The following is a 15,338-nucleotide window of genomic DNA, read 5'->3' as shown; positions in this document are numbered from 1 at the left end:
TGAAAGGTAGGTTTTCTTGTTCCGTTCATTATTCCGATATAAACTGCGTGAAGCAGAAAATGGTATTTTGAATGGTTTAAACCATAAAACCAGACACACACGCTTTACAAGCATAAAGCGAACGTTCAATCTTAAAAACATTGTACCATGGATTCATTAAAAGAAACCGACAACCTCGCAACAAAACCATCGAAGCGTCCCCGTATCGAAGTCGACGAAGAATTGATGCGTCAGATGATCGCCGGACAGGCCCCTTTGGATTCGAAAGTCATCCGCCGGATTCCCGAACCGGAAGCGGAAAATACGGACGCTCCCGAGGGAAAGACATCGGAAACGGTATCCGGAGCATCGGCTCCGACTGCTGAAAGGACAGACGCCAATACCCAAACGAGTGACGTAAAGGAGCTGGCCGGATTCCGTCGCAAAAAGATTCCGCTGCCGGATTTCGAACGCACGTTCTTTGCCCCGGCGGACTGCCGTAACCGTTCGGCGATCTATATCAGTGCGGCAACCAAGTACAAAGTATCGGCAATCCTCCACTTATTGGGAATGAGAATACAAGGCTTACAGCTTTGGTCGACAATATGCTGCGCTTTGTAATCGGAATTTACAGCGACGAGTTGAATTATCTCCACGAGAAGAAGAACAACAGACGACTATTTTAAACAGACAATGCGATAAGCGATTACTTTGGGTTTCTGATATGGACGTAGCGAAGCGACTGGCATCCGAACCGCAGAATGTCGCCTTTTCCGCCGATGTCTTTCGGATTAGCCGTCGCTCTCTTCTTTCAGAGTTGGACATTGGAACCGTTCGCCAATTTGGTCCTCTATTCGGCTTATCGCATTATCTATCATTTGGTTTGTCACCTTGGCATAAATCTGAGTCGTGGTCGTATATTTGTGTCCCAACATTTTTGACACTGTTTCCAGCGGAATGCCGTTCATCAAGGAGACCGTCGTTGCAAAGGTATGTCTCGCCATGTGGAATTTCAGATTCTTGGTAATTTCGCATTGTCTGGCGATATGTTTCAGGCAGACATCCGAGGATTTCAATGAAGCTACCGGAAAAACCTTTCCCGGATTCTCGGGAAAGAGCCGGTTGAATCGGTTGGCAGGAATACGATACTTTTCAAGAATAGCTTTCGCAACCGGAAGTAGTTTTACCGTAAACGGTACTTTCGTTTTCTGACGGATACTGCTAATCCACCATGCTCCGTTCGGAGTTTGTTTCAACTCCTCATAACTCAGTTTGGCCAGATCGGCATAGGACAGGCCCGTAAAACAACAGAACAGAAACATATCCCGTGTCCGATCCTGACGCTGCTGCTTGACTTTGCCGATAATTAGTTTATTGATTTCTTCTTCGGTGAGATATTCAATTTCCGGCTGGTCGGCAAAGTAGTAGTAATAGGCAAACGGATTCTTCTCCATTTGCCCGTCGTTAAACGCTTTCTTGACGATATGCTTCAGTGATTTGATCTCAACGCTGATCGTCGTGTCGGCAAGGCCCCTGACATGTTTCAGATAGGCGGCAAACTTCTCTGCAAAAGACTGATCCAGTTCCACAAGGGGTATATCCTTGACTTTATAGTCCTGACAGATGAAAAGACTCAAATCGCGTCGTAGCGTTTGATAACGGAATAAGGAATGGATAGTACGGTCCACATCTATACGGTTCTTGTACTCTTTGCAGAATTCATCGCATAACTCCAGTAACAGTTTATACCTTTTACTGAAACCCAGATAGGCGTTCTTCACCTTATCGGCGGAAACATATCCGTCACGGTCGCAGATAGACTGGTAATGCTTTCCGATCTGGATACGAATATTATCCAGATAGCGGTTGATACGGTCGGCTTCGAGGCTTTTGCCTTTGGCGCGACCGCCCTTCACCTCCCACAGATGGGGAGGAACGCTAAGTTTGGCGCTGAACTGGGAGATCGTACCGTTGACGGTAATACGGCCCATGACGGGAACAACCGGCTGAACTTTGTGTTTGTCCTTTTTGAGGTAGAACAGAACCTTGAATGTACTGCGCATACTCCGATGAAATTTGGGGGTTAAAACTAATTTCCTCAGAGTTGTCTGTCAAGATGAAGCGCGATGCAAGAAATTGCAAACGAATATTTTATGCAAAATACAGCAAAACAGACGAGGTAACGATCTGGAAACCGTAACCTCGTCTGGAATTACCTTATTATGCTTGGAATCCCTCGAAGAAGAAACCCTGTGCAAAGATTAAATCGCTGAATATTTAATATTTACACCCATTTTCTCCTCTCGGGAAACGAATGGGTAGTACTCAGGTACATTCCATTCGTCCCGCTCGAGGGATGTGCGGAAATATCCGCCTGAAATCGGAAACTAATAGCTGCGGGCGAACAATACGCGGCGGTGCGACGGCTTGCCCGAGAAGACGCAGACGCCCTCCTCGTCCGGAGCATCCACCGGGATGCAGCGGATCGTGGCCTTCGTGGCATCCTTGATCGCCACCTCGGTCTCCACCGTGCCGTCCCAATGGGCGAGGATAAAGCCGCCCTTCTCGTCGAGCACCCGCTTGAACTCCTCCCACGTATCGACCTTCGTGATCATCGACTCGCGGAAAGCCAAAGCCTTCTTGTAGATATTCTCCTGAATCTCGGTCATCAACCCCTCGATGCGCTCCACGAGCCCCTCCTGCGGAACGGTCTCCTTTTCGAGCGTATCGCGGCGCACCAGTTCGATCGTGCCGTTCTCCAGATCGCGGGGGCCCATCGCCAGACGCACGGGCACGCCCTTCAATTCGTATTCGGCGAACTTGAAGCCCGAACGCACGTTGTCGCGGTCGTCGATTTTCACCGAAATACCCTTCTCCCGGAGCTGCGCGGCGATAGCCTCGAAGCGGGCCCGGATCTCCGTCAGCTGCTCTTCGCCCTTGTAGATCGGGACCATCACCACCTGGATCGGCGCGAGTTTCGGAGGCAGCACCAGACCGTTGTTGTCCGAGTGGGCCATGATGAGCGCGCCCATCAGACGGGTCGAAACGCCCCACGAGGTCGCCCACACGTATTCGAGCTTGCCCTCCTTGTTGACGTACTGCACGTCGAACGCCTTGGCGAAATTCTGCCCCAGGAAGTGCGACGTACCGCTTTGCAGCGCCTTGCCGTCCTGCATCAGCGCCTCGATGGTCATCGTATCCTCCGCACCGGCAAAGCGTTCGTTGGGCGACTTGTGACCCACGACCACCGGCAGCGACATCCACTCCTCGGCGAATTTCTGGTAAACATGAATCATCTTTTCAGCCTCCTCGATGGCCTCCTCGCGCGTGGCGTGCGCCGTATGGCCCTCCTGCCAGAGGAACTCGGCCGTGCGCAGGAACAGGCGCGTACGCATCTCCCAGCGCACGACGTTGGCCCATTGGTTGCAGAGGATCGGCAGGTCGCGGTAGGACTGAATCCAGTTCTTATAGGTGTTCCAGATGATCGTCTCCGATGTCGGACGCACGATCAGCTCCTCTTCGAGTTTGGCATCGGGATCGACCACGACGCCCTTGCCGTGGGGATCGTTTTTCAGGCGGTAGTGCGTCACCACGGCACACTCCTTGGCAAAACCCTCGACATGATGGGCCTCCTTCGAGAAGAACGACTTGGGGATGAAGAGCGGGAAATAGGCGTTCTGATGCCCCGTATCTTTGAACATCCGGTCCAGCGCGGCCTGCATCTTCTCCCAGATGGCATAGCCGTAGGGTTTGATGACCATACACCCGCGGACGGCCGAATTCTCAGCCAGTCCGGCCTTCACGACCAACTCGTTGTACCACTGCGAGTAGTTTTCGTCGGACTTCGTAAGGTCTTTCAGTTCCTTTGCCATATCTTTCTAATTTTTACTTTTATTCCGGACTGCAAATATACAAAAAAATAAAGGTCCGCAGCAAAGACGGACCTTTATATTGAATATATATGCTTTCAGAAACGGAATCCCAGCGTCAGCGCCACGTTGTGACGCTTCACCTCGGTCGAATAGACCGCGCTGTCGGCCGATCCCTCCTCGTCCCAGACATAGAACAGGTAATAGTCCGGCGTCTTGGACGAAACATACTGATAAGCGATGTCGAGCAGCACGCCCCGGCCCAGCACGAACCCTACGCCGGCCCCGTAATAGGTGGTCTTCGTGAACAGCGGCGAAGAGGGCGACACGTCGTCCTTGTACATCGAACCGCTGTACCCGAAGCCGGCCCGCAGCGCCAGCACCGGCAGGGGCTTGAACTCGGCGCCCACACGCACGATGTTGGACCCCTTGCAGTTGTCGCGGAACGAATCGTTGTACCACGACTGCGAGTCGAGTCCCGACGGGTTGTCCTTGATGCGAATGCCGTTGTACCAGTCGCGCTCGTAATCCACCGAGATCACGCCCCGCTGCCCGAAAGTGTACGAAGCGCCGAACATCAGCCGCGTCGGAGAGACGAACGACCAGTTGTTGGGACCGTCGTCAAGCAGCACCGGCGAAGTCATGTTCGGATCGCCGGCCGTCGAGATGTATCCGTCTTCGTCGGGCTTCACGTTCGGATCGGTATCGTTGTTGGCGTAGGCCAGTCCGGCCGCGGCGCTCTGGAATTTCCGGTCGAGCGAATAATAGGTCGGGGTGTGGATCGCCGCGCCCAGACGCAGATTGGTCGTCGGACGGTAGACGATACCCGCCTTGAAATTGACGCCCGTACCCTCCACGATCACGCTCTGGTTGAGCTTCCACCAGAGGAGCTGATAATCCAGTCCGGAATTGCCGTATCCGTCGGGCCCCGTGCCGGGATAGTAGTACTCCTCGCCGTAATCGATGTATTTGCGCTGGTAGACGCTCTGAATGCCGAGCGACGCGCCGATATAGATCTTGTTGTTGATGTTGGCGCCGAGCGACAGCGTATACTCCCCGATCGAACCGCGGCTCCGGAACTCGGTGAAATGGCCCATCTCGGCATCGTTCCCGACCCAGGTCGGCTTCCAGCTTTTGGGATCACCCGGGTCCACCTGATCGACCAGAAATCCGCGGTAAGCCAGCATGGCGTTCCAATACTGGGGATCGTCCGGCCAAATCCAGTTGCCCGAGCCGCCGTTGGTGTAGAAATCGTTTTTCGAGACGCCGCCCCAATAGAGCTGGCGCGAATAGACATCGCCGACGGTCGCCCGCTGTCCGCCCCTCTGGAACGAATAGTCGTAATTGAAATCGGCGAGACGGTTATATCCGAAACCGATATTGAGGCTTACCAGCGAACCGGAGCCCTCATAGGCATTGATCGCCACACCGATATTGGCCATCGAAAAACGATCCCGCGAATTGCGTCCGTACTCCGGGGCATTGGTCTTGCTCCGGGCGAAAGACATCATCGGCGTGATCGAAATGTCGCTGTGCCGGTACATGCCCAGGCCCGCCGGATTGATCGACATCGACGAAAGGTCGGCTCCCAGCGACGTGAAAGCCCCGGCCATAGCCATAGCCCGCGCAGTCCCGAAATTGAACTGGGTCTGCGACAATTCGACCATATCCCCCGGCATCAGCACATCCTTATCCATCAGCAGGCCGCCCCAGCCTCTGCCGGAGCTCTGGGCCGAAGCCGCGGCCGCCGCTGCGACGGCCGCAAGCAATAGAATCACTCTCTTCATCGTGTTTTCACATTTATCGGCGTCCGAACGTTACCGTCCGCCGGAGTTACGATAGCTGCCGCCCGAAGAGGTCGTTCCCGAACCGCCGCGCGAGCCGCCTCCGGAACTTCCCGACGACGAACCGCCCCGGCTGTAAGGCGACGAACTGCCGCTGTTATAGCTGCCGCCGCGGTTGTAGGTGCTGCCGCCGGAATTGCGGTAGGTATCGTCGTAACGGCTTCCGCGCGACGGGCTGCCCGAATCGTAGCGGCTCCTCGACGAACCGCCGCTGTTGTTGGAGCGCACGCCGAAATTGTTCCGGCGGTTGCTGCCGCTGCCCCGCAGCGATCCCGACGACGGGCTTCCGAAACGCGATCCCACGCCGTAGCGGGTTCCCGAAGGCGAGGTGTAGGGATTGGGCCGCCGCACGATATTCGAATGATAGGGGCGTCCGTGTCCTCCCCATCCCGGAGCGGGATAATAGTGGTGTCCGCCGTGCCATCCGGGCCCCCAGCCCCATCCGGGCCGGTACCAGGGATCGTACCACGAGCTGTACCACGGTCCCCACGGGCCGTACCAGGGATTGTACCACGAATTCCATCCGAAGCTCCAGCCCCAGCTGCCGATCGAGAAGCTGGGTCCCCACGGACGGTTCCAGCCCCAGTACCACGGATCGCCGTAGATCACCGTTCCCCACGATCCGAACATCGACGTAATGTATTTGGGTTCGACCCACACCTGGTCGCCCGAGATCACGATGTTGTAGAACGCCGGATCATAGGCCGAAGCGTAGCTGAACGCGCTGCTGTAACGCGCGTCGAGGTAGCTCGACGGCATCTTGTAGCTCGGCGACTCGAAGCCGCGCAGACGGCGCGCATAGGCGCTTTCGTAGTCGTCGGCCAGCACGCTTTGATAGGGATTCGCATCCGCAGCCTGATATTCGTAATAGTTGTTCTCGGCAGCCGCGGCCTCCGCCTCGGCGATCTTCGCCTCCCATTCGGCCCTGCGGGCTTCGGCGGCAGCACGCTGCGCCTCGGCCTCGGCCTGCTTCCTGCGGGCGATCTGCGTCTTGTCATGCACGGCGTAGAGGTCGTCGGAGGCATACCCCGCCGAGGCGTAATATGCCGACGTGCAGCCGGCCAGACCGGCGGAGAGCAAGACGGTTCCGATCAAAATTCTCAACTTTTTCATAGCGCACAAGGGTATTGTTTGCGTTAGTCTCTGATCTAAAAACGAAAACCATACCGTTTTTAGTATCATTTCATTCTTATAAACGGCCCCGCGCGGGAAATACTGCGCACGCGAGGGGGATTCCCGCCATCAAAGATAGGAATTATATCCGGAAAAGCGCGCCTCGGCGGGGCCTCCGGAGCTTTTTTTCAACGGATCGCAATTTTTTCCGCATGAAAATAGGCGGAAATAAAAAATATGTCTATATTTGCAGTCCCAAAACAGCGGTTTTGGGATCAAGGAGAGATGCCGGAGTGGTCGATCGGGCCGCACTCGAAATGCGGTGTACGGGCAACTGTACCGGGGGTTCGAATCCCTCTCTCTCCGCCAAGTGGTAATGTATCAGATTAGGGCATAGGATTGCAACTAACTGAAAATCATTACAAGGACTTAAAGAAAAACATAAAAAGAAGACGACTTTCGGGTCGTCTTTTGTATTTTTGCGCCCGCAAATCGGCTGAAAATCGGCCGAGGGTTTCGGATAGGAACCTTTATGTATCAGATTAGGGCACGAAAAAATGGCTTGCAAATTTTGCGGAGGAACTTGTATCAAAAATGGCTATCAAGAGAACGGAAAGCAACGCTATAAATGCAAACACTGCCATAGGAAACAACAGACGGATTATTCTTACCAAGCCATATCCCGGAATTGAACCGGACGATCTCGGAATATATCAAAGAGGGCGTCGGGATCAGAGGTATCGTAAGGTTACTGGAAATATCGACGACTACTCTCATTAAAAGAATTATCTCCATCTCCAAAAATATAACAGCTCCGCATGTAACAGCCAATGCAGAGTATGAAGTCAATGAAATCAAAACTTTTGTCGGACGTAAAAAAGATCATATCTGGGTGGCATACGCCCTAAATCGTACAGACAGCTCGGTGGTTGTTTCTCTGTCGGTCCTCGTACCAATGAGACGCTAAGTAGAGTTACCGACAAACTGGCCAATGCCAGATTGATCTATACGGATAAACTCCGGCAATATAAGACTCTCATTTCACCGGAAATCCATAGGACTGCTCACCGCGGCACCAACCACATCGAACGTCATAACCTGACCATCCGCACACATATCAAGCGCCTGGCCCGTCGCACGATCTGCTTCAGCCGGAAAGCGATAATGCTTTATGCGGTATTGAAGATTTATTTTTGGGGATAGTATAATCATTTAACAATACGAATGTGACTATTATATCAAATAAAGAAAATAGTCCGACAAAGCAAAATAATCCGATACTACTCTTTCTTATACTTTAAAAATCGTAGAAACCCGAATTAATCGCTATATTTGTAACATTTAGGTGTAAAATACACACTTTTAAAACTGCTATGAATCGGGAAAAACAGATAGAAAAAAGTTTTATTCGGAAACTGACGGAGCAACTAAAATATGTCTATCGTGATGACATTCACGATAGGGCCTCTCTTGAAGCAAATTTCAGGCAGAAATTCGAGACCCTGAACAAAGTAAAATTATCCGATTCCGAATTTGATCGGTTGCTGGAGGAGATTATCAATCCCGATGTTTTCGTATCGTCAAAAAGGTTGCGCGAGCGAAATACATTTACCCGTGAGGACGGAACGCCATTGCAGTATACACTGGTCAATATAAAAGATTGGTGTAAGAACGACTATGAAGTAATCAATCAATTACGGATGAATACCGATAACAGCTACCATCGTTACGATGTTATTCTGCTTATCAACGGTATTCCGGTTGTTCAGATCGAGCTGAAAACCTATGATGTCAGTCCGCGGCGAGCCATGCAGCAAATCGTGGATTACAAAAATGATCCAGGCAATGGCTACATGAAGACCTTGCTCTGTTTTATTCAGTTGTTTGTCGTTAGCAATCAAACTAATACTTATTATTTTACAAATAATAACAACCAGCATTTTTCTTTCAACGCAGATGAACAGTTCCTTCCGGTGTATCAATATGCGACGGAGCAAAACACCCCGATAGGTAATCTCGATGCTTTTTCGAGCGCCGTACTTACCAAATGCGAACTGGGTAAGATGATTAGCCTCTATATGGTGCTGGTCGCAAGCGAGCAGAAATTGTTGATCATGCGTCCTTATCAAATATATGCTGTAAAGGCGATTATGGACTGCGTGCATCAAAATCGCGGGAACGGCTATATCTGGCACACGACGGGTAGCGGTAAAACGCTGACCTCATTCAAGGCTTCCACTCTGATGAAAGACAATCCAGATATCGACAAATGCTTGTTCGTCGTGGATCGAAAAGACCTGGATCGTCAAACTCGGGAGGAATTTAATAAGTTTCAGGAAAATTGCGTCGAGGAGAATACGAACACAGAAATGCTTGTTCGGAGAATGTTGTCAGACGATTACGCAGATAAAGTAATTGTAACCACCATCCAGAAGCTGGGTATCGCTCTCAATCCGAAACATAAGAAGAATTACCAGGCACGATTGAAGCCGTTGAAGAATAAACGCGTCGTATTTATTTTCGACGAATGCCACCGTTCTCAATTCGGCAATAATCATAAGGCGATTAAAGAGTTTTTTCCGAACTCACAACTGTTTGGTTTTACTGGCACACCAATATTTGAAAAGAATTCGGTGCAGACACAAGTGGACGGGGAACAAAAAATGTATAAAACAACTGAAGACATCTTCGAAAAGTTGTTACACGCCTACACCATTACGAATGCAATTGAAGATAATAACGTGTTGCGTTTTCACGTAGACTATTTCAAGCCAAAGGAGAAAAATCAACAAAAAAACAATGAGATATCAAAAACGGCCATCGTGAACTCGATCCTGCAGAGGCACGATGCAGCGACCGATTCCCGCCGGTTCAATGCTATCATGGCTACCGGACGCATCGACGATGCCATTGAATACTACAATCTATTCAAGACGATCCAGCAGGAACGGAAAACTCAAAACCCCGAATACGAATCGTTGAATATCGCTTGCATCTTCTCTCCGCCGGCCGAAGGGAATAAAGACATACAGCAAATGCAGGAAGACCTGCCTCAAGAACGTTTCGATAACCAGCAGGAGCCCGACAAAAAGAAAGCGGCTCTAAAAATGATCATTGCCGATTACAATAAACAATACGGAACAAATCATACGATTGCAGAGTTCGACACCTACTATCAGGATGTTCAAGGGCGGATAAAATCACAGAAATACGGCAATAAAGACGTTCCGCATAAAGATAAGATAGATATTACCATTGTAGTAGATATGCTGCTTACCGGATTCGATTCCAAGTACCTGAATACGTTATATACCGACAAGGACCTGAAATGGCACAATTTGATCCAAGCTTTTTCACGTACGAATCGAATCCTAAACGACACGAAGCCTTATGGCAATATTCTGGATTTCCGAGGACTGGAGGATGCCGTCGATGAGGCAATCGTGATGTTTTCAGAGAAACATACCAACGACCCGAAACAGATTTGGCTGGTTGATCCCGTTCCGAAGGTAATCGAGAAATATGAAGAGGCTATCTCTCAATTGGAGAAGTTCATGCAGTCACACGGCCTGGAGTGTAAACCCGAAGAGGTCAACAATCTTCGCGGAGATGAGGCCCGTGCCGGTTTTATCAACTGCTTCAAGGAAGTACAACGTTTCAGAATGCAACTGGAACAATATACGGATATACAGTCGGATGATAAAGCAAAGATCGACACCTTGATGCAGGAAGATACGCTTCGGGCATTCAAGGGTATATATATCGATACCGCTCGTCGGTTGAAAAAGAAGCGCGAAAAGAGAGGAGGAGAACAGGTCAGCCAACAAATCGAAGACCTCGATTTCGAATTCATATTGTTCGCATCGGCGATTATCGATTACGACTATATCATGGGGCTTATTGCCCGATATACGAATCGGGGTACTGCCAAAAAGCGGATTACCAAAGAGCAGCTTATCACACTTGTCGCATCGAGCGCGAATCTGATGGAAGAGAAAGAAGATATCGTCGCCTATATTAACAGTCTCGATGAGATCAATGGTAAAACCGAACAAGAGATCAAAGATGGGTACGAGTTTTTCAAGGAAGAAAAATATAAAAATGAGATAACCTCCATAGCGACCAAATACGGACTGGAGTTTCCGGCATTGGATGCATTCGTCAAAGAGATTGTCGAGCGCGAAATCTTCGACGGTGAACGACTCAGCGATCTGCTCGCCCCGCTCGGATTGGGCTGGAAAGCGCGTACACAAAAGGAACTGGCATTGATGGACGACCTTGTCCCCATGTTGAAACGACTGGCCGACGGCCACGAAATATCAGGACTTTCGGCTTATGAAAACTAACGAAAAAGATACAAAACAAGAGGTTGTTCCTACTTTGCGGTTTCCAGAGTTTAGTAGTCGTAATTGGCATATTAAAGAGTTGTCTAAAATTGCGAATCTGATTAAAGAAAGAGCAAGAAATGGCAGCTACACACCAATGAGTGTTACTTCCGGAATTGGGTTAATTTCTCAAAAAGAAAAATTTGGACGGGACATTTCAGGGAATCAATATGGAAACTATTTTGTTATAAAAAAGGGGGACTTTGCGTACAACAAGAGTGCAACTAATTTATATCCAGAAGGATATATATCCATGCTTAAAAATCTTGAAATAGCCGCTGTTCCTAATAGTATATTCACATGCTTCAAAGTAAATCGAGAAGAAATATTACCTGAATATCTTAATTATTTATTTGAAGATAATTATCATGGTAAATGGCTTCGTAAGTTTATTGAAGTTGGAGCACGTGCTCATGGATCCTTAAGTATTGATACAAAAAAACTTTTCGAACTTCCAATAGTATTTCCCTCAGTAATTGAACAGCAAAAAATTGCAGATTGTCTTTCTTCAATTGACGCTTTAATAAAAGCTACGGAAAATAAAATAGACGAACTGAAAGCCCATAAAAAAGGCTTGATGCAACATTTGTTTCCTGCCGAAGGAAAAACGGTTCCGGAATACCGCTTCCCTGAGTTCCAAGATGCAGGAGAATGGAAACCTTATAGACTTAACGATTTCGGCTCATTTTTCAGGGGGTTAACGTATAGCACAGCTGATATTTCTAACGATAACGAAGGAATAGGCGTGTTACGATCTACTAATATCCAAGATAATCGACTGATTTTGGATAGAGATTTAGTGTTTGTCAATAAAACTTGCACCGCTGAACAACGATTGAAAAAAGGAGATGTCGTAATCTGCATGTCCAATGGCAGCAAAACATTGGTTGGCAAAAATGCAGAATTTGACCAGGATATTTCGTATGATTTAACGATAGGGGCTTTTTGTTCCATTTTTAGACCTAAGAATATTTTTGCCAAATATTTATTACAAACAGATAGTTATACAAAGTTTATTTCTCTTGCTATTGGAGGAGGCAATATTAATAACCTCAAAAATTCCGACTTAGAGAATTTTATTCAATTCACACCGGTTAAACCAAAAGAACAACAAAAAATCGCCGATTGTTTATCCTCTATCGACGATTTAATTGTCTCCCAAACAAAACGGCTCGAAGCCCTGAAAATCCACAAAAAAGGCTTGATGCAACAACTATTCCCGAATATAAAAGACACCGAGGCATGAACAACCCGCCTAAAATCGTACCATTCAAGTCGTTATCCGACATTGCCGTCCGGCTTCGTTCCGATCTAAAAGATTTGGATTTCGTGTTGCTGTATGCTTACAACGGAACCGGGAAAACCCGGCTCTCGATGGAATTCAAAGATCGGGGCAAGAAAGGTCGGGGAAACAAACGGGATACCCTTTATTTCAACGCCTTCACCGAAGATTTATTCTATTGGAATAACGAGCTGCGGGTCCTGAAAATGAATGCCGCATCGAATTTCTTCAACGGATTTAGAGAGTTGGCACTTGAAGATAAAATCTTCGAATACTTACAACGGTATGCGACTTTCGATTTTAAGATCGACTACGAGAATTGGGAAATATCGTTTAGCAAAGATGTTCCCAACCCTGCATATCAACCCAATAACGATGAGCCTGAAACCGTCATACAGACCAATATCAAAGTCTCGCGCGGAGAAGAAAATATTTTTATCTGGTGTATATTTCTTGCAATCTGCGAATTAACGATCGACGGGGCCGAGTCGTACGACTGGGTAAAATACATCTATATCGACGATCCCATATCGTCGCTCGATGACAACAATGCAATTGCCGTGGCAAGCGATTTGTCAAGTCTTTTGCAAAAAGGAACCGGTAAACGCAATGTCGTTATTTCGTCGCATCATCATCTCTTCTTCAACGTGATGTGCAATGAATTGAAAAAGAAAAAATGTAAACGCTATTTTCTTCACAAAAACGGAGACAATGGATATTCGTTACAAGCAACGAATGACACCCCATTTTTTCATCATGTCGCGTTATTGAGCGAATTAAAAAAACTTATACCGAAAGAAGGGCAAACGGTGGATAACGTCAGCATAAAAACCTATCATTTCAACATGTTGAGGAGCATTTTGGAAAAGACCGCAACCTTCTTCGGTTACAACGATTTTTCTATGTGCATACACGGTGTAGAAGACGAAGTATTGTATGCCAGAGCCCTGAACCTGTTGAGCCACGGTAAATATTCAATTTACGAGCCCGTCGAAATGGGGCACGATACGAAAGATCTATTTGTCGATATATTGAAAGCCTTTCTGGCAAAATACGAATTCGATTTACCTGAAATTATCACAGAAGAAACTAAGACTGAATCAGAATGACCGCAATAGAACAACAAAAATTAGGTAAAGCCCTTTGGGGAATTGCAGATAAACTGCGAGGAGCGATGAACGCGGACGACTTCCGTGATTATATGCTCTCATTTCTGTTTTTGCGCTATCTTTCTGACAATTATGAAGATGCCGTAAAAAAAGAGCTTGGTTCGGATTATCCCGTAGTGTCCGATGTCGATTCGGACGAAAATCGAGCTTTGATCCCATTGCAGATTTGGTACAATCGAAATCCTGACGATATTGTGGAATTCGAGAAGCAGATGCGACGAAAAATCCACTATGTGATCGAGCCGAAATATCTGTGGAAGAATATGTACGAGTTGGCCCGAACGCAAAGCGACGATTTGTTGAAAACCCTTCAAGACGGTTTCAAGTATATTGAAAATGAATCTTTCGAAAGCACTTTTCAAGGACTGTTTTCGGAAATCAATCTTAGTTCGGAGAAATTAGGGAAAAACTATACCGAGCGTAACAAAAAGTTATGCGAAATCATCAAGAAGATTGCAGAAGGTATCTCTGAATTTTCCAGTGACTCTGACACATTGGGTGATGCTTACGAATATCTGATCGGCCAATTCGCAGCGGGTTCGGGGAAAAAAGCAGGTGAATTCTATACTCCGCAGCAAGTTTCGACCATTCTTTCAATGATCGTAACATTAGATAGCCAAGATCCGACAACGGGCCCGAAGCAGAGAATAGACAAGGTTCTCGATTTCGCTTGCGGTTCGGGATCGTTGCTTCTGAATGTCCGCCACCAGATGAAACGTAACGGCGGACGAGGTATCGGCAAAATTTACGGGCAGGAAAAGAACATTACGACCTACAACCTTGCTCGTATGAATATGTTATTGCATGGGGTGAAGGATTCTGAATTCGAGATTTTTCATGGAGATACGCTACTCAATGACTGGGATATACTGAACGAAATGAATCCGGCGAAAAAAATCGAATTCGATGCGATCGTCGCTAATCCTCCGTTTAGTTACCGTTGGGAGCCTAAAGAAGAGTTCGCGACCGATTTTCGATTCCAAAAATACGGTGTTGCGCCCAAATCGGCAGCCGATTTCGCATTCTTGCTGCATGGTTTCCATTTCCTCCGCGAAGATGGGACAATGGCTATTATTCTGCCTCACGGCGTATTGTTCCGCGGAGGAGTAGAGAAGCAGATCAGAACCAAACTTCTGAAAGACGGCAATCTCGATGCTGTTATCGGATTACCAGCCAACCTCTTTTTCTCCACGGGAATTCCGGTGTGTATTTTGGTACTGAAAAAATGTAAAAAATCCGAAGATGTGTTGTTTATCAATGCCTGCGAAGGATATAAGAAAGACAAACGTCAAAACCGATTGCGTGAGGGTGAAAACGGAGAGCCTAACGATATTCAAAAAATTGTGGAAACTTACCAATTTCGCAAAGAAGAACCGCGCTATTCCAAGCGGGTTTCGTTAGAACGAATCGAACAAGAGGATTTCAATCTGAATATTACCCGTTACGTCAGCACAGCACAAGAAGAGGAGCCAATCGATTTACAAAAGGTTAATGATGAACTGAAAGATATTGCAAAGAGATCAAAAGAAGCGTTAGCTCGTCACAATGAGTTCCTTAAAGAATTGGGGTTACCACCTATCGCTGATTAGGCGTAATATTTCAAATAAGGGAATGCCTCAATTTCATATGGATTTAACGTCAATTAAAAATAACGAGCAATTACTATTGGTTAAACACAAAAGAAATACGATAGTTTA

Annotated in this window: 8 protein-coding genes, 1 tRNA gene and 2 pseudogenes; 7 read left to right on the top strand and 4 right to left on the bottom strand. The window is 47.8% G+C overall.

Going from position 1 to position 15,338, the window contains the following annotated elements; all coding sequences use genetic code 11:
* The first annotated feature begins 147 nt into the window (after positions 1–147).
* Positions 148–665 (top strand): annotated as a pseudogene (locus WMO46_RS01210) (DUF3408 domain-containing protein).
* Positions 666–770: 105 nt separating this feature from the next.
* Here WMO46_RS01210 and WMO46_RS01205 read toward each other — a convergent pair.
* From WMO46_RS01205 to WMO46_RS01190, 4 genes are all read right to left on the bottom strand, one after another.
* Positions 771–2,042 carry a site-specific integrase gene (locus tag WMO46_RS01205; protein WP_015546725.1) on the bottom strand — a complete coding sequence of 424 codons (1,272 nt, stop codon included), beginning with the start codon at positions 2,040–2,042 and terminating at the stop codon, positions 771–773.
* Positions 2,043–2,366: 324 nt separating this feature from the next.
* Complete coding sequence (gene proS / locus WMO46_RS01200; protein ID WP_349093615.1) at positions 2,367–3,851, bottom strand: proline--tRNA ligase; 1,485 nt, start codon at positions 3,849–3,851, stop codon at positions 2,367–2,369.
* Positions 3,852–3,946: 95 nt separating this feature from the next.
* Positions 3,947–5,635, bottom strand: a complete 1,689-nt coding sequence (locus WMO46_RS01195; RefSeq protein ID WP_349093614.1) for an OmpP1/FadL family transporter — start codon at positions 5,633–5,635, stop codon at positions 3,947–3,949.
* 30 nt (positions 5,636–5,665) lie between these two features.
* The gene (locus WMO46_RS01190; RefSeq protein ID WP_349093613.1) at positions 5,666–6,805 is read right to left on the bottom strand and encodes a hypothetical protein; all 1,140 of its coding nucleotides are present in this window, start codon (positions 6,803–6,805) and stop codon (positions 5,666–5,668) included.
* Between the two features lie 279 nt (positions 6,806–7,084).
* Here WMO46_RS01190 and WMO46_RS01185 point away from each other — a divergent pair.
* The 6 genes and pseudogenes from WMO46_RS01185 (at position 7,085) to WMO46_RS01160 (ending at position 15,230) form a co-directional block, all read left to right on the top strand.
* Positions 7,085–7,174, top strand: a tRNA-Ser gene (locus WMO46_RS01185).
* 188 nt (positions 7,175–7,362) lie between these two features.
* Positions 7,363–8,008, top strand: a pseudogene (locus WMO46_RS15650) (IS1 family transposase).
* A gap of 170 nt (positions 8,009–8,178) precedes the next feature.
* Positions 8,179–11,151 carry a type I restriction endonuclease subunit R gene (locus WMO46_RS01175; protein WP_349093612.1) on the top strand — a complete coding sequence of 991 codons (2,973 nt, stop codon included), beginning with the start codon at positions 8,179–8,181 and terminating at the stop codon, positions 11,149–11,151.
* Positions 11,141–12,436, top strand: coding sequence for a restriction endonuclease subunit S (locus WMO46_RS01170; protein ID WP_276715895.1), 1,296 nt, complete (start codon positions 11,141–11,143; stop codon positions 12,434–12,436). Before WMO46_RS01175 ends, WMO46_RS01170 begins: the two co-directional genes overlap by 11 nt.
* The gene (locus tag WMO46_RS01165; RefSeq protein ID WP_349093611.1) at positions 12,433–13,581 is read left to right on the top strand and encodes an AAA family ATPase; all 1,149 of its coding nucleotides are present in this window, start codon (positions 12,433–12,435) and stop codon (positions 13,579–13,581) included. Before WMO46_RS01170 ends, WMO46_RS01165 begins: the two co-directional genes overlap by 4 nt.
* Complete coding sequence (locus WMO46_RS01160; RefSeq protein WP_349093610.1) at positions 13,578–15,230, top strand: type I restriction-modification system subunit M; 1,653 nt, start codon at positions 13,578–13,580, stop codon at positions 15,228–15,230. Before WMO46_RS01165 ends, WMO46_RS01160 begins: the two co-directional genes overlap by 4 nt.
* Positions 15,231–15,338 lie beyond the last annotated feature (108 nt).

The sequence above is a fragment of the Alistipes intestinihominis genome (genome assembly GCF_040095975.1).
In the GTDB taxonomy this organism is placed as follows: Bacteria; Bacteroidota; Bacteroidia; order Bacteroidales; family Rikenellaceae; genus Alistipes; species Alistipes senegalensis.
The sequence above is the reverse complement of the archived record's forward strand: the minus strand, read 5'-3'. Positions and strand labels throughout refer to the sequence as shown.

Excerpts from the sequence above, each read along its gene's own strand:
- WMO46_RS01205 (WP_015546725.1), bottom strand. The coding sequence starts at position 2,042 with ATGCGCAGTACATTCAAGGTTCTGTTCTACCTCAAAAAGGACAAACAC.
- proS (WP_349093615.1), bottom strand. The coding sequence starts at position 3,851 with ATGGCAAAGGAACTGAAAGACCTTACGAAGTCCGACGAAAACTACTCG.
- WMO46_RS01195 (WP_349093614.1), bottom strand. The coding sequence starts at position 5,635 with ATGAAGAGAGTGATTCTATTGCTTGCGGCCGTCGCAGCGGCGGCCGCG.
- WMO46_RS01190 (WP_349093613.1), bottom strand. The coding sequence starts at position 6,805 with ATGAAAAAGTTGAGAATTTTGATCGGAACCGTCTTGCTCTCCGCCGGT.
- WMO46_RS01175 (WP_349093612.1), top strand. The coding sequence starts at position 8,179 with ATGAATCGGGAAAAACAGATAGAAAAAAGTTTTATTCGGAAACTGACG.
- WMO46_RS01170 (WP_276715895.1), top strand. The coding sequence starts at position 11,141 with ATGAAAACTAACGAAAAAGATACAAAACAAGAGGTTGTTCCTACTTTG.
- WMO46_RS01165 (WP_349093611.1), top strand. The coding sequence starts at position 12,433 with ATGAACAACCCGCCTAAAATCGTACCATTCAAGTCGTTATCCGACATT.
- WMO46_RS01160 (WP_349093610.1), top strand. The coding sequence starts at position 13,578 with ATGACCGCAATAGAACAACAAAAATTAGGTAAAGCCCTTTGGGGAATT.